The following is an 18,400-nucleotide window of genomic DNA, read 5'->3' on the forward strand; positions in this document are numbered from 1 at the left end:
CGCAGCCGGTGCTGCGCGTTCTCTCCTGATACTGTCCACATCTGGCGTGCATATCCCGCCCGGAACCCTGTGGATAAACCTTTCGTTGCCCCATGCCAGCAGGGCTGACCAGCAGGCGGTTATTTTATGAACGGCCACCAGCGCAGCGATTTCAGTTTGTCCCGACGGGCTGCTGCCTGCATCACCAGACTCATCGCCGCGGGTAAAACCGTGAGCGTCACCAGCGTCGCCACTAACAGCCCACCGATAATCGCCAGCGCCATCGGTCCCCAGAAAACCTGACGCGAGATGGGGATCATACCGAGAATCGCGGCGCTGGCGGTGAGCACGATCGGCCGTGCGCGGTGTTCGGCGGCAGCCGCAATGGCCGCATCCGGCGGCATACCTGCATCAACGTTGTTATCCGCCTCGCTGATCAGGATCACCGCGTTGCGGATGATCATGCCAGCCAGAGCAATAACACCCAGCAGCGCCACAAAGCCCATCGGCGTGCCGGTCGGCAGCATGGTCAGCACAATGCCCGGCAGACCAAAGGGCGCCATCAGCAGGGCCAGCAGCATGCGGGAAATCCGCCGCAGTTGTAACATCAGCAGCAGAAGCATGCAGAGCAGCGTGACCGGCAGGATAGCGATCACCGACTGGTTGCCCTTGTCAGACTCTGCTACCGCCCCGTCCTCGCTCAGGCGGTAACCCGCCGGCAAGCTGGCCCTGAAGGTGGCAATCAGCGGCGTGAGGGCGGCGGAGACGGCTTCCGCGCGCAAACCCGGCGCCGTATCGGTCTGGACGGTGATAAACGGCAGACGCTGGCGTCGCCAGATAACGGGATCCTCCAGCCCCCACTGCGGTGTTGCGACCTGCGTCAGCGGAATTTTTGCGCCCGACGGCGCGGTTAGCAGCAATCCGGACAGGCTGCTCAGGTCATGGCGCGCTGCAGCGTTGCCCTGTAGCACCACATCAATCAGCCGGTTGCGATCGCGTACCGTAGTGATCAGCGTTCCTGACCAGAGCGTATGCAGATACTGAGCAATCAGGTCAGAAGAGAGGCCGGCTGCGCGCGCTGCCGTCTGATTCACCTGCAAGGTGATAACGCGTTCGGGCTCACCGGCGGTTTGATTGACGTCACGCGTCAGCGCTGAGCTGCCGAGCGCGGCGGCCAGCCGCTCTGCCAGCTGCTGCACCTGGCGATAATCCGGACCGCTGATGCGATAACGAATCGGCCAGCCTACCGGCGGACCGAGCTCGAGCGGCGCGACGCGCGTGGTGATGTCGCTGAAGTCCCGGGCAAGCACCGCATCCAGCGAGCGCTGCAGTCGTTCACGGGCGGCCAGGCTTTTGGCCACGACCACCAGCTGAGCGCTGTTATCATCGTCCAGCAGCACATCCATGGGCAGGTAGAAGCGTATCGCACCGGTGCCGACGTAAGACGAATAGTGGTCAACATCCCGGCTGGCGGAGACAATGTGCTCAAGGCGTTGCACCTGACGCAGGGTGGCCTGCTGCGACGCACTGGCCGGCAGCGCCAGGCTCACCAGCAGCTCAGGCCGATCGGAGGCCGGGAAAAACTCGCCCTGCATATACGTGGTGCCGACGCCGGCCAGCAACAGCGCCAGCATCGCCATCGCCAGCGTCAGCATGCGGTGGCGCAGCACGCTGCTCAGCAGGCGGCGATAGCACTGGCTGAGGCGCCCGTTTCCGGCGCGGTGCTGCTTTAGCGTGGCCGGCAACAGCCAGCTGCCGGTCAGCGGTGAAAACAGCACCGCCACCAGCCATGAGCTGATGAGCGCCATCAGCACCACCGCAAACAGGGTATAGCAATATTCGCCCGCGCTGGATGCGGCAAAGCCGACCGGAATAAAACCGGCAATCATCACCAGCGTACCGGTCAGCATCGGGAAGGCGGTGGTACTGAACGCCCAGGTCGCTGCGCCGGTGCGGGAATCGCCGGCCTCCAGCCGCGCCACCATGGTTTCCACCGTGATCATTGCATCGTCTACCAGCAGGCCCAGCGCAATGATCAGCGCGCCGAGCGAGATGCGCTGCAGGCCGATACCGGCCAGATGCATGCCGATAAACGTCATGGCGAGCACCAGCGGGATCGCCGCCGCGACCACCAGGCCGGCGCGCAGTCCCAGCGAGACAAACGAAACCGCCAGCACAATGATCACTGCCTCGCCCAGCACATCGACAAATCCGCTCACCGCCTGTTGCACTACCGCTGACTGATCGGCGATGCGCGTCATCTCAATGCCGTGCGGCAGCTGGCTGGCTTCGCTCTCCATGCGCGCCCGCAGTGCCTGGCCAAACTCCAGCATGTTGCCGGTGGCGGCCATCGACACGGCCAGTCCGATGGCCGGCTGGCCGTTAACGCGAAAAAGCGGGGCAGGCGGCTCAGCGGGGCGGCGCGTGATGGTGGCGATCGCCGTCAGCGGAACATAGCGATCGTTAACGTGCAGCGTAACCGCCCGCAGGCTCGCCTCGCTGTTGAACGCGCCACTCACGCGCAGGGCGATGTTATCGGTGGCGGTGCGCACGCTGCCCGCCGGCTCCACGACGTTCTGCGCCCGTAGCGCCTCTGCTACCTGCTGCAAATCCAGTCCCATAGCGGACAGCTGGCGCGGGGAAAAGGCCACCACCAGCTGCTCTTCCTGCTCGCCCAGTAGCTGGATCTTACCCACATCCGGCAGACTCATCAGATCGCGGCGAACATCGTCCACCCGGTCCCGCAGCTCACGCGGAGAAAAACCGTCAGCGGTGAAGCCGTAAATCGTGCCAAAGGTATCGTCAAACTCATCGTTGACCGCCGGGCCCTGCACGCCCTGCGGCAAAGCCGGGGTCACATCCTGCATTTTTTTACGCACCTGGTACCAGATGCCGGCCACCTGTGCGGGCGGGGTGTCGTCACGCAGATTGACGAAAATGACCGTGCGGCCAGCGTGCGTTTCACTCTGCACATAATCCAGCCAGGGAATTTCCTGCAGCTTTTTCTCCAGCGGATCGGTGACCAGTCTGACCGTATCGTTGATGTCGGCACCTGGCCACTGCGCAGACACCACCGCAGTTTTGATGGTGAACGCCGGATCTTCGTTGCGCGAGAGCTTTTCATAGCTGACGATCCCTGCTGCCACGATCAGCAGCATAAGAAAGGCCATCAGCTGCTGCTGCTTCAGCGCCCAGGCAGAAAGATTAAACGCCGGTTTCATGCTGGTCCTCCTGGCTGCCGGCAACGCGTTCACCATCACGCAGGCTTCTTACGCCCGCCGTGATCACCCGATCTCCTGGCATGATGCCGGCGCGAATCCATACCGCATCTGCCGTGTAGCCGGCAATCGCCACCGTGCGCCTGATAACGCAGTTTTTCACCGGGTCAAGAATAAACACCGCCGGCTGGCCGGCCTGGCGGGTAAGCGCGGTGGCCGGAATCGACATCACCGCATCTGTCGTCGTGTCGATCTGCGGCAGGGTGACGGCGACGCTGGCACCCAGCACCATCTCCGCAGGAGGATTGTCCAGTGTGATGCGCACCCGCCAGCTGCGTGTCTGGGCGTCGGCCTGTGGACTGACGTCACGCAGGTGCGCTTCGGCTATCACGGACGGATTCTGCAACAGCGCAACGCGGAAGCGGGCACTGGCCCGGCGATCGAGGGTTTCAGGTGTGGCAATGTCAAATACCACGTCACGGCCTGTGCCGGTCGCAACCGTAAACACCGTCTGACCGGCGCTGACCACCTGACCGGCTGCGGCGCTGACGCCCGTCACCACGCCATCCTCAGGCGCGGTAAGGTGGATCCAGCGCAGGCTATCCTGCGCATTTTTCAATGCCGCTTCACTGCTCTGCCGCCGCGCCAGCGCAGCCTGCCAGTCGGCGCTGGCGCTATCGAGCTGAGCACGGGCAATTGCCCCGGACGGCATCAGCAGGCGCATGCGGTGCAGATTGAGGGCCGCCACCTTTTCGGCCGCGCGGCTGCTGTTCAGCTCCGCCTGTGCGCTCGCCAGCTGATTCAGCGCGCCGGGACTGTCAAGCACGGCGAGCGTCTCTCCCTGCCTGAAGCGGCTGCCGACATCGGCGCTGCGCGTCAGAATCCGCCCCTCCAGCCTGAAACTGAGCGAGGTTTCATCGTGCGCGCGGATCTCGCCGGTCAGGGTTTGCTGCCCGGCGGGCGTGGGCGGGCCAACCGTGATGAACTTTACCGGACGCGGTGGCGGCGGCGTGGGTGAACGCTTGCGGTCACAGCCGGTCAGCAGCAGGGCCGTCAGCAGCAAACAGGGCAGCAGCGGCAGCAGGGAAACCAGGTGGCGCGGATTAAGCAGGTGGCGCACACCCTGTTTGATCAGGCAGGGAAGCTCGTCGGTCATGGCGCAATTCCTTTATCGGTATTTGCGCCATTACACCGTGCGATTATCAAGAATCCGGCGATGTTCCATCAAGAGCGTGTCAAGAAGGGCAACAACGTCAGGCGTTGCGCGGCAACAAAATCTGTACCTGCAAGCCTCCCGTTGCCGGCAGCGTGGCATTAATCGTGCCGCCGTGCGCCTGGCAAATCGCCCGCGCAATCGACAGGCCCAGCCCGCTGCCGCCCGAGTGGCGGGCGCGTGACGCCTCACCGCGCGCAAAGCGCTCAAACATCAACGCCAGAAACGCCGCAGGAACGCCCGGGCCGCTGTCCTGCACGATGATTTCGTAATAATCAACGGTGTTGCGCGTGCGCAGCTGCAGCTGGCTGCCGCTTCCGGCATAGCGCAGGGCGTTTTCCAGCAGGATGGTGAAAACCTGCCCGAGACGGAACGGATCGACCGGCAGCAATGTCTCTTCAGCCAGCGCTACCCCGGTGCTGATGCGCGCTTCATCCAGCTGCGGTTTGATCCACTGCAGGCGCTCGCGCAGGATATCGGCCGGGTTGCAGCGGACTTTCTCCAGCGTGAGCTGGCCGGCATCCGCCAGTGACAGCAGATGCAGCTCATCGATCAGCCGGTGCAGACAACTGAGCTGCGCCATGATCAGGGCGAGCTGACGTGAGTCAGCGCTGAATACGCCATCAAGCAGCGCCTGCAGACGCACCATGGCGGCGTTGAGCGGCGACCGCAGCTCATGCGCCATGGCGACATGCGACGTACGCAGCTCTTTGTCGTAACGCGCCAGCTGGCGCGTCATCGCGTTGAAGTTGTGCGCGAACTGCGCCAGTTCGGCGGGCGCTGCCGGTGTTAACGCCGCCTGCGCACCGAAATCGCCTGCGGTCACCTGGTCTGCCGCTCGTCTGAGCTGGCTGAACTGTGCAGAAAGCGGGCGCGCGTGGCGCAGCCCGAAATAGGCAATAAACGGAATGGTCACCAGCACCAGGATGCCGACGGTGATCCAGTCCGAGGAGGCAATGGACGGGTCGGAGTAGCGTATGCCCCACCAGCTATCGATGATCTGGTGAAAGCGCGCGGGATCGCGTTCCGGATGTGCACGCAGGGCGAGAAATTCATGCAGAACCGCCGGCGGCATATGGTGCGTGATCCACAGGTACTGCACCGTGAAGCGCAGCCACATGCACAAAGCAATCAGTACCACGGTACCGATAGCCAGCGTCAGAATGCGCAGACAAAGCCAGCGCCAGAGCGTTTGTGGGGATTTTTCTGTCATGGCTGGCGGAACCGGTAGCCTACGCCGCGCACGTTGAGCAGCACGCCCGCCATACCGGCCGCCTCCAGCTTTTTGCGCAGGTTATATACGTGGGTATCAATCACCCGCTCCAGCGCGTCACTGTCCGGCATACACTGCTCCAGCAAAAACGGGCGGCTCAGCGCGCGCACCGGTGCGCGCATCAGCGTGACCAGCAGCGTGAATTCGGTTGGCGTGGTATCAACGCAAAGCACGTTACCGGAGGCCTGCGTGACGGTAACCGTCATCGCGCCGCTGTTCACCTCCAGCCCCTGCCAGCGCAGGATCTCTTCCTGCGGCGTTTTTACCGCGCTGCGCCGCAGCACTGCCTGCACGCGTGCCACCACTTCGCCAGGATGATAAGGCTTGACCACATAATCATCCGCGCCGTAGCGCAGCGCACCGATGCGATCGGGCGTATCGCCCATGGCCGTGACCATAATCACCGGCACCTCGCTGCTGCGCCGGAGTTTTGCCAGCACCTCGGTGCCGTTCAGGCCGGGCAGCATCACATCAAGCAAAATCAGATCGGGCTGCCAGCGCAGGGCCAGCTCAAGTCCGCTCAGGCCATCAGCGGCAACACGCACCGCATAATTTTCCCGTAGCAGATACGCCTCCAGCACCTCAGCCGCGTCAGCGTCGTCCTCAATAATCAGGATATTTTTGGTCTGCATAACTCACCTTGACAGTTTCTTCATAAATCCCTGGCTGTTTGTTGACACAGCCCCGGGATACTTCGGCTTCGCGCTGCGGCTGCCCGGGCAAGGGGCGGTAAACGGACCGATAAAGAGGTGACACGATGATAACCAGAAAAACACTGATGTACATGACCCATCTGCTACTCATGATTTCCGCTGCTGCCAGGGCGGATGGCGACGCACAGACCAGCCTGACGCTCGGCGCGGGGGCGCAATTCGCGCCACGCTACAGCGGATCGAATAAAACACGGGTGCAGCCGGTACCGATTTTCCAGGCCAGAGATGGCGCATTTTTTGCTGATACCCAGAAAGGCATCGGGTACGACCTGCAGAGCGACAGCGGGTTTTATCTGGAACACACGCTGGGTTATGGCCTGGGCCGAAGCGATAAAGATTCAACGTGGCGCGACGGCGCCAGCCGGCTGCAAGGCATGGGAAACATCAGTGCGACGGTGAACACTGCACTGGCGCTGGGCTGGCAGCTCACGCCGTGGCTGAGTGCAGAGGGCAAAGCGGTGCTGCCGCTCAGCGATGATCAGGGCGTGAACTATCAGGCATCCGTTACGCTGGTGCCTCTCCAGCGCGACAGCGATACCGTTGCACTGCAGACGGCGGCACTGTTTGGCGATGCGCGTTATATGAATACCTGGTATGGCGTGAGCGATGTCCAGAGCAGGCGCAGCCGGTTTTCACGCTACGATGCCGGCGGCGGCTTTTATGGTGTTGCGACTACGCTCACCTGGAGCCACCAGTTTGATGCCCACTGGGGCACGCTGGTCAGCGCGGGTTACAGCTGGCTGGGCGATCGCGCCGCGGACAGCCCGATCGTGTCCCGGCGCGATCAGGTCACCGGAACGGTCGGCTTTAGCTACACCTTTTGAGAAACGTTTTCGGTGGCTGCACAACGCCCGGCCGGCGCGCTGTGCAGCACGACAACCATTACGCGGACATACCGCCATCAATCACCAGTTCGCTGCCGGTGACATAGACACTTTCGTCCGATGCGAGGAACAGGGCGGCCGCCGCAACTTCGTCAGGATGGCCGAGGCGTTTGGCCGGTATCTGCGCGCTGAATGTCTGTCGTACCTCGTCGCTGACCTGGTCAAACATCGGTGTGTCCGTCGGGCCGGGACTGAGCGTGTTGACGCGAATGCCGCGCGGTGCCAGTTCGCTGCTCCAGGTGCGGGCATAGGCGCGCACCGCGGCTTTGCTGGCCGAGTAAGCGCCATAGCCGGGATTGGCCATGCTGCCCGCAATCGAGCCCACCAGCACGATGGCACCGCCTTCCGTCATGTGCTTCACCGCATGCTGTACGGTGAATACCATGGCACGCACGTTGAGGCCGAACGTGCGGTCAAAGTGCTCTGCGCTGGTCTCTTCGAGGCTGGCGGGTTCGGCCACGCCAGAGGAGTTCACCAGAATATCGAGACGTCCGGCGCGGGCCTGCACGGTGTCAAACAGACGGGCAACATCGTCTGCGCTGGTGAGGTCGCCCGCTATTGCCTCAATGCGGCCGCCAGTCAGCGTGACGGCTTCGGCCAGCAGCGCTTCGCGTCGCCCGGTGATGAAAACGTGGGCACCTTCCTGCACAAAACGGCGCGCGATGGCGAGGCCGATACCACTGCCGCCGCCGGTCACCAGCGCGACTTTTCCTTCGAGTTTCATGATGGCTGCTCCAGAATAAGAGGGGTGGACGGCTGATGATACATTTCGTATATTTAGTGTCAATTACGCACCTTATCTACATTAGATATACATAAGGAAACCCCATGCCGACTGATATCGCGGCGCTGCTGGCAGAGATCAACAGCACCCGTCCGATCCTGGAACAGGTCGCCAATAAGTGGTCGGTATTAATTCTGACCGTGCTGTGCACTGAACCCGCGCGCTTTAACGCGATCAAGCGCCGTCTTGATCCGATTACCCACAAGGCACTGACGGAGGCGTTGCGCCGGCTGGAGCGTAACGGCCTGATTAGCCGTCGCGTGATCGCCTCGTCCCCGGTGGCGGTGGAATATGCCATTACGCCGCAGGGCCAGACGTTGCAGGATCCGTTTGTTGCGCTGGTGAAGTGGGCCAGAGAGCAGGGCGACGCGATTGAAAAGGCACAGGTTGTCTATGATCAACGTCGTGCCAGCGAAGAATAAAGCGTGGCGGCCGCCGGCTATTCAGGCGGTCTGTTAATCGCATGCTCAACATGATTTGCCGTTCTTCTCCTCGCCGCTAAATTAGCCCACATAAAAACGGAATTATTAAATTCTACTCGCCGGAATTTAATTACGTCATTTAAGTAAAATTCACTCTGCGTTATAATTTGCTTGCGGTAGAAAACGGTTAAAAATTTTGAATGGGTAAAGCAAATGATTTCAATAACACCTCTGCAGGTTTGCGCTACAGTATTAGCACTTGATTATTTGAGGATGTTTCCATGAAATTTTTGAAAAAAACGGCGCTGCTTTCTCTGGTGGCATTATATGTTCCCCTGTCACATGCCGCAGCGACGGAATATAACCTTGACCCGCAACATACTTCCGTGGTGATCGCATGGAATCACTTTGGTTTCTCTCATCCGACTGCTGATATTTCTGATGTTTCCGGTCAGCTGGCTTTTGACAAAGAAAACCCGGAAAAGTCACAGGTTAATGTGACCCTGCCATTAAAAACGATTGACACGCATGTGCCAGCGCTGACCAAAGAGTTTTTGGGTAATGAGTATTTTGACGTTAAAAAATATCCTCAGGCCACCTTCCACAGCACCCATGTGGAAAGCAAAGGCGATAATAAATATGATGTGCAGGGTAATTTAACCATCAAAGGGATCACTAAGCCGGTTGTGCTGCATGCCACGCTGAACAAACAGGATATGCATCCTATGGTTAAAAAGCAGGCGATCGGTTTTGATGCCACCGGCGTCATCAAACGCTCGGATTTTAAAATCGATAAATATGTTCCGGCCGTGGGCGACGAAGTGACGATTACGCTCTCTACCGAGGCGTACGCCAAATAAGGCATTGCGCGCTTAATCGCGCGCTTTTTCTCTGCATCAACCTGCTGCGCTATGCGCGTGGTCAGCGCGAGCTGGCGCAACAGGTTGTCTGTACTTCTTCCCCGGGCGCAGCATCACTGCCTGTCAGCGCATTTCTCGTCAGCACCCTCTGACGCTTTGCCTCATCACCTGCCTGAAATTTCAGACCTTTAGCAGTAAAGCCGAAAAAAACCACCAATTCATAACCTTGCGATGATCGCCAGCAGAACACCCGATGACCTGAAGGGTTTTTACCCTGCTAACAGCGGCCAGTGAACTATATTTTTACCCACTGAAGTGCGAAATCATGGGTTTAGCAGATAACCGGCACGATAACGGTTACTGATTTTGGTGACTTATCTGACAACCACGGTTGTTAGCTGAACAGAAGGGAATATCATGCCATTACTTCTAGGTGAGTTATCTGGTGCGCCGACATGGGTACCTGCTGTATTGCTCGTCACACTCTCGCTACTGCTGGGTTTTCTGGCCCGCTTTATTCTTCTCAGGTTTATTCGCTACTGGCAAAGCCGCGATCGCAAGCTATTTAAATCGCTGGAAAAGCATCTGCGGGGATCGTTATTTTTATTCATTCCATTACTGCTGATTAATATGGGGATGAATTATGTGCATCTTGATCCTGGCTCACTGAGCTTTATCGCCACCACGCTTAATATCTTTATCATCTTATCGTTCTGTTCCATTTTGATTCGCCTGATTAACGTAGCGCAGGATATGTTGTTTATTCGCTACGATATCAACCTGTCGAACAACCTGCGCGCGCGTAAAATTCGTACGCAATTAATCTATGTTAAAAAAGTGGCTATCGTCATCCTGGTACTGTTTTGCCTGAGTTTAATTCTGCTCAACTTCCCTGGTGTACGTAAATTCGGCACCACCATCCTCGCGGGTGCCGGTGTCGCCGGTATTATTATCGGTTTCGCTTTGCAAAAGTCGCTGGTGAATCTGTTTGCCGGGATTCAGATTGCTTTCACCCAACCGATAAAAATTGACGATGCGGTGGTGGTCGAAAAGGAGTGGGGCTGGATTGAGGAAATCAATCTGACCTATGTTGTGGTGCGCATCTGGGATTTACGCCGTCTGGTGCTGCCCATCACCTATTTTACCGAGAATGCATTTCAGAACTGGACGCGAAATAATGCGCAAATATTGGGGTCTGTGTTTCTCTATGTTGATTACTCGATGCCGCTGGCGCCGTTGCGTGAGCATTTTGAAAAAATTCTCAATGAGACGCGGCTCTGGGATCGCGAAACTCAGGTACTGCAGGTGACCGATACCACGGAAAAAACCATGACCATCCGTTTACTGATGACCGCGCAGAACTCACCGACGGCATGGGATTTACGCTGCTACGTCCGCGAGAAAATGATTGAATTCATTCAGCAGAATTACCCGCAGAGTCTGCCGCAGGTGAGAGCCACCCTGACCGACGCCGACAAAGCATAGTTCAGGCTGGCGATGGGGCATTGCGCGGTAACTGCTCAGGTTGCCATTGCTATCCGGCGTTATTATCAGGGCCCTTGTCGGGGCCCTGAACAGGGCGTTTTCTCCGTCCGTTTTTACTGACTCTTTTCCTTATCCGCCTCCGCTGCCTTTGGCAGATCTTTACGCAGTTTTGCCACCTGATCCGCGCTTACCGCAGGTGCCTGATTGCCCCAGCCGTTACGAATGAACGTCACCAGATCCGCCACTTATTCTTACATTCACAATGACCTAACGTATCATCATCAGGTCATATCATGGCTACAAAATATTATGCAACAATCAACTCTTCGCTTTCTTTCAACGCTGTGTTGCGTTCATTTTCGATGGCCAAAGATTCTCTGTACTCTTTGGCTTCTGCAGAAATTGTCCAATGTACATCAATGCTCATTTCCTGAATCGTGGATTTGATGTCTTTAATACCTACGTTAAAGAACTCTTTGCGAGAGTTAACTTTGTTTACCTGTTTATCGTTAAACACTTTGTGAAGGTGGTTTTCAAGCGACGGAGCATCATCACTGTAGATCATTGCATGTACATCGAATGAAAACGGGACGCTGGCATCGCCAAGTTCACGAACCCGGTCGAGCGGTTCGAGTCTGCGTGTCATCCCAATTTTATAAACGTTTTCTCCAAACGAGCCGATATTACTGATCACATACACATGACCTGAACGTGTTTGCTGTGCCATCGAAATGGCTCGTTGGTTTTTGGCTTCAGCTTCTTCGTATTTAATTTGTAGCTCAGCCAGTCTTTGTTCGAGGGCTATACGTTGTTCTTCGCCTGCGAGCATCAGTTCTTTAGTTGCTTTATCAATCGCCTGCTGAATTGTTTTTTCTTCTTTTTCAGCTTCTTTTATCGCTTTTTCATACTCGCGACGCGCTTTTTCTTCTTCACGCAACTGTTCTTTAATTCGTCTTTGCTCTTCTCTTTCTTCGAGCATAATTTCATTTACAGCTACTCCCCATTTAAGCTCGTTGAGACGGGCCTGCAAGCAGATATCAGTGATCCTGGCTGACCTAAAGGCTGAACCGTTAAAATTAACAAGCTCAAATGCATCTTTTATTTCCTGGGATAATTTGCCGTAATTGTTGTGTTTAATTTTTGAGAGGGTACTATCGACTTTTCCATTGAAAGCATCCAGTACAAATTTGATGGCCGTGTTTCTTCTGTTTGGTTCGACGTAATCACAGCTAGCCGCTTTGTTCGTTTTGATAAGAGACTTAGTTAACTCTCTGGCTTTTTGCAGTTCTTTTCCTGCATCCGTAAATTCATAACTCTCTGCCAGTTCGTCCAAAACGCTTCGGTTTGGCACTATCCATTCATCGCCGTACCCTTCAATTTTATTTTTCATTGACCTGGCTACAGCCTGATAGGTCTCTGCAAACTCTTTCGCTTCATATGCGGAGCCAGCTATTTCCATTGCACGTATCTCTGCATCCGCGATTATTTTCATCGCATTATCATTTGCGTTGGAGATTAGCTCATCCGCTTTACTATTCGCGTTATCGAGTCGTTCTTTGGCTTTCAGGCGCGCATCACGCGCATCCTGGGTGATAGCGACAGCTTCGCTACTGGCGTTGCTTATTGTTAATGCAGCCTGATCGTGAGCTTCGTTTACCGCTCTTGCCGCTTGTTTTTGCGCGTCATCCAGCTTTTCTCTGGCAATAGCGTCAGCGGTTTTAATCTTCTTCTCCGCATCTAATACTGCATCGTGTAATTCCTGATACTGCCACAAAGGAGTGGCTTTTCCTTCAAGTTCTGCGTGGTCACGTATAGCCTGAGCTAATTTTTTCTGCGTTTCACCTAATTCTTCGCCAAGCGTATTTTTGCCGGAGATTAGAAGAGCTATTTCCTCTCGGTATTTTTTACTTTTTTTGAAAAGTACGACAGATAAAACCGGAGCCAGAAGTGCTAATAAGAGTACTACTACTAAAAATAATTCCATTTCAAAGTCCTTTTACTCTATCAATTTGTAACAGCTGTGCTTCTTAACTATGTTATCACTTCTATATCTGAAAAAGCACATTCAAAAATATTATTTACAGTGGAAAGTTTGAACCTGCCGCTGGGCGACCGGGTGATGAGTCTAATGAAATTGTAATGAAGAAATACCTATAGCATGGTCGAATTGTTATGAATTGATTGCTTTGGTTAACACCGTGTCCGTGCATGACCCTCTGTGAACTGAACGTACAAGGACGACCGCAAAGGCATTGCTGGAAGCAGGGGAATCAGGCCGTTTGAAACCTGCGGCGTAAGGGGTTTGGCAGCAGCGCGACGGTGCATTTTTCGGAAAAAAATGCCCGCAGAGCGGGCATAACAAAAAACTACAGGAAAAATTCTCGTCGCAACGCTTGAGCTGTGTGTTGCGTCACTATAGTAGCAACGAAAATTCGCCCCTGCTGACAATGTTCGATGAGTTAATTTTGTTGCCGGGATTCACAGCGCACACTTCCGTCGCCATTTCTCCCGTTCGCGGTGAGCTATCTCCGCTGTCCATGTTAACCCGCCCAGCGCGACTGACGGATAATCCGGCAAAAATTCATCGGGCGAAATGCCGGTTGCTTATCAGCGATGACGTCAGCTTTCACGTTGCCGAGAGTCGTCGCCGGTTTGTGTTGAATGCCTTCATAAAATGCCTGGATAATTTCTTCTTTAAACTGTGCCGGACGGGGATGCTGCTGCACCACGGCTTCACGTTGCTCATCGCTGAAGTGGTCATAGTCAATACCCAGCACATCCATCTCAACGCCGGCCGTCACCAGGGCTATTTCCCCGGCCATAAATTGCGGAATGCCGGGCGTCGTGTGCAGGGCAATCGCCGTCCACACTTTATCAATATCCGCCTGGGCAACCCCATAATGTTGCAGAAAATCGCGCGCCGCATTGGCGCCATCGACTTCAAAGCGCTTATCGCAACTGCAATGCTGTTGCGTCAGGCCCACATCATGAAACATGCAGCCAACGTAAAGCAGCTCGGCATCCACTTTGACGCCCAGTCGCTGACCTGCCAAAGCGCCCCAGTAAAAAACGCGGCTGGAGTGATGAAACAACAGATCCGATTCGATGTCACGTACCAGCGCGGTAGCATCGCGCGCCATTTTGCTGTCCGGAATACGAATGCCGTTAAGAGTAAAACTCATGGTGATGTCTCCGCTTAGTGAAGTTGCGTTCAGCATAAAGCCGCGCGACAATGTCATGAATATCTGTTTAACGATGATTTAAGACATTGCGATTTAAGCGGACAGCCAGACAATGACTCACCATCACATTACCCTTTTGGCCGTTCCCGGCGCCCAGCTGCTGGATATTTCCGGGCCGCTGGATGTGTTTGCCGAGGCAAATCGGCTGCTGCATCGTCAGGTGTATCAGCTCAGCGTGATGTCGCTGCAGCACACCAGCATCCGCTGCTCGTCTGGTGTCCGGCTGGAAGCCGACGTTGCGCTCACTGCGGCGACACAGCATCGCGCCGATACCTTTCTGGTCGCCGGAGCACCTGACGCCAGCCAGATGCAGCTTTCCGCCAGTGAGCGCCAGCAGATTATCGCGCTCTGTCAGCGCAGCCAGCGTTACGGCTCGGTGTGTACGGGGGCGCTGCTGCTGGCGCAAACGGGTTTGCTGAACGGCAGGAAAGTCACTACTCACTGGGCGTGTGCGGAACGGCTGGCGTTACTGCTATCCGATGCGCAGGTCGAAGCCGATGCGCTGTATGTGGCGGATGGTGCATTACGCACGGCAGCGGGGGTGACGTCCGGACTGGATCTGGCGCTGCGGCTGGTGGAAGAGGATCTCGGGCGCGAGCTGGCGCAGGAGGTGGCCGCCAGCCTGGTGATGTTCTTCCAGCGCCCGGTCACACAGGGACATTTTGTGCGTAAACAGCAGGTGTCCCTGGCCGGACGCAGCGCCTTTCAGGAGATGCAGCGCTGGGCAATCGCGCATCTGGCACAGATTCGTGGGCTGGAAGACCTGGCAGCGCACATGCACCTCAGTACGCGGCATTTAGCGCGTCTGTTTCAGCAAGAGATGCAGATCCAGCCTGGCGCATGGCTGGAGCAGGCACGCATCAGCCACGCGCGGGCTTTGCTGGATGCCGGTGAGCTGCCGCTCAAAGCGATCCCGGCGGCCTGCGGTTATCACAGTGCCGATGTGATGCGCCGCGCGTTTGTCAAAGTGACCGGCATGACGCCGTCGCTGTATCGCAAAATGTTCCCGCCGCCGCGCTGAGTGTGCACCACTGTCTGCATTCTCGTCCGGCTGCGCCATTGCGCCATTTAGCCGCTTATTCCAGCGTGTTGCTTTCCAGCTTATGCGTTGCAGTCCCGCGCGTTGACCACCAGCAGAGCAGCGAACCGAGGCAAACCATCGCCGTGCCTTGCCAGAAGGAGAAGGTCAGGCTGGAGTTAAGGATAAAAGCGGCTATCAGCGATGAAATGATAGGGATAAAGTAGGAGGCTGCGGCTAACAGCGTGACATTGCCGTGCAAAATGCCGACGTTCCACGCCGCATAGCCAAGCCCCATCGCCATCGCTGCCAGCGCCAGGCTGATGCACGCCTGTAGCGAAAACACCACGGGCGGCTGCGGTGATAGCAGCGATTTCAGCCACAGCGTCAGAGCAGTTAAGATGAAAAACAGCGTGATGCCGTTACTGCCTTTAGCGCTACTTTTTGTCACCACGCAATAAACCGCCCAAATCATCGCACCGCCAAATGCCAGACCATAACTGAGCGGATTATCCATCACGTTGTCGATCATTTCGCCCAGTGAAAACCCCCGATCTCCGCTCAGTACCCGACAAATACCGGCGACGGCCAGCAGGAGGCCGGGAATAATCAACGGGCTGGTCTTTTGCCGGTTAACCATCACCGTTAAAACGATGGTCATCGCCGGCCACAGGTAATTAACCATGCCGACTTCAATCGCCTGATGGCCGCTATGAGTAAAACCCAGCGACAGCGACAGGCAGAGCTCATAGCAGACAAACAGCAGGCTGCCGATCAGCAAATAGCGGCGGGGAAACTGGCGCAGGTCAGGAAAACCCACGGTGAGCAGCAACAGCAGGGCGCTGGCGCTGTAAATCAGCGCGGCACCGGTTACCGGACCAAAACTTTCACTGACGCTTTTTATTAATCCTACAATCGTGCTCCACAGCAGAATGGCCAGCAGACCAGTCAGGGTAGCTTTACTCTGCGGCATTACCCGTTACCTCAATGTGTGAAAAATCGCGGCGTGCTCGCCAGTGTGGCGGCTGGCGGGGACGCAGACAAGATGAATCTGCAGGTTGCCGATGTGACTGGCCGGAAAGCGCACCCGTATGCAGACAAAAAGTTGAAATAATATTCTGATTAAAATCAGTGTAATAGAGCAGTGATGTAAATCTTCGCTAAAAAATAACTTGCTATTAAATAGTGCACTATATAAATTCAGTCTCAGTTCAGAACACGACCATCAAGTCATTATCATTTAAATAGCGTGCGATATAATCGCAAAAAATATTAAAGGAGTAACACCATGAAATTACAGCACTCTCTGCTTGCCATGGCGATGGCTACTGCATCTGTTAATAGCTTTGCTGACGCACCACAACCTGAACGTCACGTGCAGCAGTTTTTACAGGCGCTGAACAGCAGCGGCGGCAAACCGATTGAGCAACTGTCACCGCAGGCGGCGCGCCAGGTCCTGATTGATGCGCAGAAGGGCGTAACGCTGCCGCCGGCCGACGTCACTGAAAAAACCATTCAGGTAAACGGCCAGCCCATTAAGCTGAATATCGTAAAACCGCAGGGCGCACAGGGTACGCTGCCGGTATTTATGTTCTTCCACGGCGGCGGCTGGATCCTCGGTGATTTCCCGACCCACGAACGTCTGGTGCGCGATCTGGTGGTGGAATCTGGCGCAGCGGCTGTGTTTGTGAACTATACGCCGTCACCCGAAGCGCATTATCCGCTGGCCATCAATCAGGCTTATGCGGCGACACGCTGGGTGGCGGAACACGGTAGTGAAATTGGTGTCGATGGTAAGCGCCTGGCGCTGGTCGGTAACAGCGTCGGCGGCAATATGGTGGCGGCGGTCGCGCTGCAGGCTAAACAGCAGCAAACGCCAGCGATTCGTTATGACATCATGCTGTGGCCGGTAACCGATGCGCGCTTTGATACCGCTTCGTATCACCAGTTTGCCAACGGATATTTCCTGTCGCGTAACATGATGAAATGGTTCTGGGACGCCTACACCACCAAACAGAGCGAGCGCGACAATATTCTCGCTTCGCCGCTGCGCGCCACCAAAGAGCAGCTGCAGGGCTTACCGCCAACGCTGATTCAGACGGCAGAACTGGATGTGCTGCGTGATGAGGGTGAAGCCTTTGGTCGCAAACTGGATGCTGCCGGTGTGGATGTCACCGTGACGCGCTATAACGGTCTGATTCATGACTACGGCCTGCTCAATCCGCTGAGCGAGGTGCCGGCGGTCCGCACTGCGATTCGCCAGGCGGCGGAAGAGCTGAAAACCCATCTGCAGTAAGCTTCAGGCCAGGCGCGGCGGCGTCTGGCCCGTTCATTTATCCTCGCGTCACTTCCACTTCATCTCACCGGTGTTCACCTTCGCGCTCAGCTCCAGCGAGCTGACATCCGCTAAGGTTGGCCATGCCTGTTTCATCGCCTGAATCACCGCCGCGGAGCCTTTGTGCTGTTGCAGCGCCCGCTCAAAACTTTGCAGATAATCCAGCGTAAAGGTGACCGCCTTATCGCCCGCCGGACGCGCACCCAGATAGTGGCCGGGGATCACCATCTGCGGCTTCAACTGCTGCATTTCTCGCAATACCTGACGCCACTCTGCGCGGCTGTCTGCGGTCTGGGTGTCCGCGGTCCAGACGTGAATGCCGGAATCCACCACTGTGCCACCGAGTATTGCCTTACTGGAGGGAATCCACACGTAGGCTGATTTTTCTGCCGCGTGGCGCAGCTCGATGCGCTCACCATCGACGCTAAACCGCGTCTGGTGGGTAATCTGCGGTACATACAGCTGGTGTGGCGCAGCGCCGTTCATCTGCGGTCCCCAGTACTGCAGCTTGGCATCTTTAGTCGCTTCGATATGTTCCACTACCAGCGGCGAGGCGACAATTTTGGCCTGCGGGAACGCCTGCACCAGCGGCTCAAGACCGAAGTAGAAATCCGGATCGCCCGAGGTGATCACGATGTGGGTCAGCTGCTTGCCGCGCGCTTTAATCAGTTCCACCAGCTTTTCACCATCTTTGGGGCTGAACTGCGCATCAAACAGAATCGCTTCATGCGGACCGGAGACCAGCGTCGACGAGACCGGAAAAATTCCCTGTTCCTGTGGGTTATACACGTCTAACTGCAACGGGGCGGCAAAAACCGGCGCGGCGGCTAAGGTGACCAGCAGCGCGAGTGATTTCATCTTCATGGCATCTTCCTTTTTACGGCAACGTGCCGTCACTGAAAGACGCTATTGTAAGCAAATCGCCAGCTGGCAGAATTCCCGCAATCAGATATGATCAGTTGCATAAAACGATC

General features: G+C 56.4%; 15 protein-coding genes. 6 read left to right on the forward strand and 9 right to left on the reverse strand.

Going from position 1 to position 18,400, the window contains the following annotated elements; all coding sequences use genetic code 11:
- Positions 1–119 precede the first annotated feature (119 nt).
- The 4 genes from F3I21_RS11380 to F3I21_RS11395 form a co-directional block, all read right to left on the reverse strand.
- Positions 120–3,200, reverse strand: coding sequence for an efflux RND transporter permease subunit (locus tag F3I21_RS11380; RefSeq protein WP_150058936.1), 3,081 nt, complete (start codon positions 3,198–3,200; stop codon positions 120–122).
- On the reverse strand, positions 3,184–4,353 hold the full coding sequence (locus tag F3I21_RS11385; RefSeq protein WP_150058937.1) for an efflux RND transporter periplasmic adaptor subunit: 1,170 nt from the start codon (positions 4,351–4,353) through the stop codon (positions 3,184–3,186). Before F3I21_RS11385 ends, F3I21_RS11380 begins: the two co-directional genes overlap by 17 nt.
- Before the next feature lie 97 nt (positions 4,354–4,450).
- Complete coding sequence (locus F3I21_RS11390; RefSeq protein ID WP_150058938.1) at positions 4,451–5,623, reverse strand: cell wall metabolism sensor histidine kinase WalK; 1,173 nt, start codon at positions 5,621–5,623, stop codon at positions 4,451–4,453.
- The gene (locus F3I21_RS11395; RefSeq protein WP_021509002.1) at positions 5,620–6,315 is read right to left on the reverse strand and encodes a response regulator transcription factor; all 696 of its coding nucleotides are present in this window, start codon (positions 6,313–6,315) and stop codon (positions 5,620–5,622) included. Before F3I21_RS11395 ends, F3I21_RS11390 begins: the two co-directional genes overlap by 4 nt.
- Before the next feature lie 125 nt (positions 6,316–6,440).
- On the opposite strand from F3I21_RS11395, the gene F3I21_RS11400 reads away from it, so the two are divergent.
- Positions 6,441–7,220, forward strand: coding sequence for a MipA/OmpV family protein (locus tag F3I21_RS11400; RefSeq protein WP_150058939.1), 780 nt, complete (start codon positions 6,441–6,443; stop codon positions 7,218–7,220).
- Between the two features lie 58 nt (positions 7,221–7,278).
- Here F3I21_RS11400 and F3I21_RS11405 read toward each other — a convergent pair whose 3' ends face one another.
- On the reverse strand, positions 7,279–8,007 hold the full coding sequence (locus F3I21_RS11405) for an SDR family NAD(P)-dependent oxidoreductase (protein ID WP_031279994.1): 729 nt from the start codon (positions 8,005–8,007) through the stop codon (positions 7,279–7,281).
- A gap of 101 nt (positions 8,008–8,108) precedes the next feature.
- Here F3I21_RS11405 and F3I21_RS11410 point away from each other — a divergent pair, with 101 nt between their 5' ends.
- From F3I21_RS11410 to F3I21_RS11420, 3 genes are all read left to right on the forward strand, one after another.
- The gene (locus tag F3I21_RS11410) at positions 8,109–8,486 is read left to right on the forward strand and encodes a helix-turn-helix domain-containing protein (RefSeq protein ID WP_150058940.1); all 378 of its coding nucleotides are present in this window, start codon (positions 8,109–8,111) and stop codon (positions 8,484–8,486) included.
- 281 nt (positions 8,487–8,767) lie between these two features.
- The gene (locus F3I21_RS11415; protein ID WP_058759072.1) at positions 8,768–9,346 is read left to right on the forward strand and encodes a YceI family protein; all 579 of its coding nucleotides are present in this window, start codon (positions 8,768–8,770) and stop codon (positions 9,344–9,346) included.
- Positions 9,347–9,763: 417 nt separating this feature from the next.
- Positions 9,764–10,831, forward strand: a complete 1,068-nt coding sequence (locus F3I21_RS11420; protein ID WP_058759073.1) for a mechanosensitive ion channel family protein — start codon at positions 9,764–9,766, stop codon at positions 10,829–10,831.
- A 307-nt stretch (positions 10,832–11,138) separates the two neighbouring features.
- Here F3I21_RS11420 and F3I21_RS11430 read toward each other — a convergent pair whose 3' ends face one another.
- Both F3I21_RS11430 and F3I21_RS11435 read right to left on the reverse strand, forming a co-directional pair.
- Positions 11,139–12,815: a DUF4041 domain-containing protein gene (locus tag F3I21_RS11430; RefSeq protein ID WP_150058941.1), complete on the reverse strand. Its 1,677-nt coding sequence runs from the start codon at positions 12,813–12,815 to the stop codon at positions 11,139–11,141.
- A 556-nt stretch (positions 12,816–13,371) separates the two neighbouring features.
- A complete protein-coding gene (locus F3I21_RS11435; protein WP_150058942.1) occupies positions 13,372–14,013 on the reverse strand; it encodes an HD domain-containing protein in 642 nt (213 codons plus the stop codon).
- Positions 14,014–14,125: 112 nt separating this feature from the next.
- Here F3I21_RS11435 and F3I21_RS11440 point away from each other — a divergent pair, with 112 nt between their 5' ends.
- Positions 14,126–15,094, forward strand: a complete 969-nt coding sequence (locus tag F3I21_RS11440; protein WP_150058943.1) for a GlxA family transcriptional regulator — start codon at positions 14,126–14,128, stop codon at positions 15,092–15,094.
- A gap of 55 nt (positions 15,095–15,149) precedes the next feature.
- On the opposite strand, the gene yddG is transcribed toward F3I21_RS11440, so the two are convergent.
- On the reverse strand, positions 15,150–16,064 hold the full coding sequence (yddG, locus tag F3I21_RS11445) for an aromatic amino acid DMT transporter YddG (RefSeq protein ID WP_136547317.1): 915 nt from the start codon (positions 16,062–16,064) through the stop codon (positions 15,150–15,152).
- 342 nt (positions 16,065–16,406) lie between these two features.
- Between yddG and F3I21_RS11450 the strand changes: the two genes are divergently transcribed.
- Positions 16,407–17,387, forward strand: coding sequence for an alpha/beta hydrolase (locus F3I21_RS11450; protein ID WP_369974302.1), 981 nt, complete (start codon positions 16,407–16,409; stop codon positions 17,385–17,387).
- A gap of 48 nt (positions 17,388–17,435) precedes the next feature.
- On the opposite strand, the gene F3I21_RS11455 is transcribed toward F3I21_RS11450, so the two are convergent.
- Complete coding sequence (locus F3I21_RS11455; protein ID WP_058781545.1) at positions 17,436–18,290, reverse strand: Vmh family MBL fold metallo-hydrolase; 855 nt, start codon at positions 18,288–18,290, stop codon at positions 17,436–17,438.
- Between the last annotated feature and the right edge of the window lie 110 nt (positions 18,291–18,400).

Origin of the sequence: Pantoea sp. B_9 (genome assembly GCF_008632015.1) — a bacterium.
GTDB lineage: Bacteria > Pseudomonadota > Gammaproteobacteria > Enterobacterales > Enterobacteriaceae > Pantoea > Pantoea dispersa.

What these genes read in the sequence shown, in the direction of transcription:
- F3I21_RS11395 (WP_021509002.1), bottom strand. Translation starts at nt 6,315, where the DNA reads ATGCAGACCAAAAATATCCTGATTATTGAGGACGACGCTGACGCGGCT.
- F3I21_RS11435 (WP_150058942.1), bottom strand. Translation starts at nt 14,013, where the DNA reads ATGAGTTTTACTCTTAACGGCATTCGTATTCCGGACAGCAAAATGGCG.
- F3I21_RS11440 (WP_150058943.1), top strand. Translation starts at nt 14,126, where the DNA reads ATGACTCACCATCACATTACCCTTTTGGCCGTTCCCGGCGCCCAGCTG.
- F3I21_RS11420 (WP_058759073.1), top strand. Translation starts at nt 9,764, where the DNA reads ATGCCATTACTTCTAGGTGAGTTATCTGGTGCGCCGACATGGGTACCT.
- F3I21_RS11400 (WP_150058939.1), top strand. Translation starts at nt 6,441, where the DNA reads ATGATAACCAGAAAAACACTGATGTACATGACCCATCTGCTACTCATG.
- F3I21_RS11450 (WP_369974302.1), top strand. Translation starts at nt 16,407, where the DNA reads ATGGCGATGGCTACTGCATCTGTTAATAGCTTTGCTGACGCACCACAA.
- F3I21_RS11390 (WP_150058938.1), bottom strand. Translation starts at nt 5,623, where the DNA reads ATGACAGAAAAATCCCCACAAACGCTCTGGCGCTGGCTTTGTCTGCGC.
- F3I21_RS11455 (WP_058781545.1), bottom strand. Translation starts at nt 18,290, where the DNA reads ATGAAGATGAAATCACTCGCGCTGCTGGTCACCTTAGCCGCCGCGCCG.
- F3I21_RS11415 (WP_058759072.1), top strand. Translation starts at nt 8,768, where the DNA reads ATGAAATTTTTGAAAAAAACGGCGCTGCTTTCTCTGGTGGCATTATAT.
- F3I21_RS11410 (WP_150058940.1), top strand. Translation starts at nt 8,109, where the DNA reads ATGCCGACTGATATCGCGGCGCTGCTGGCAGAGATCAACAGCACCCGT.
- yddG (WP_136547317.1), bottom strand. Translation starts at nt 16,064, where the DNA reads ATGCCGCAGAGTAAAGCTACCCTGACTGGTCTGCTGGCCATTCTGCTG.
- F3I21_RS11380 (WP_150058936.1), bottom strand. Translation starts at nt 3,200, where the DNA reads ATGAAACCGGCGTTTAATCTTTCTGCCTGGGCGCTGAAGCAGCAGCAG.
- F3I21_RS11385 (WP_150058937.1), bottom strand. Translation starts at nt 4,353, where the DNA reads ATGACCGACGAGCTTCCCTGCCTGATCAAACAGGGTGTGCGCCACCTG.
- F3I21_RS11430 (WP_150058941.1), bottom strand. Translation starts at nt 12,815, where the DNA reads ATGGAATTATTTTTAGTAGTAGTACTCTTATTAGCACTTCTGGCTCCG.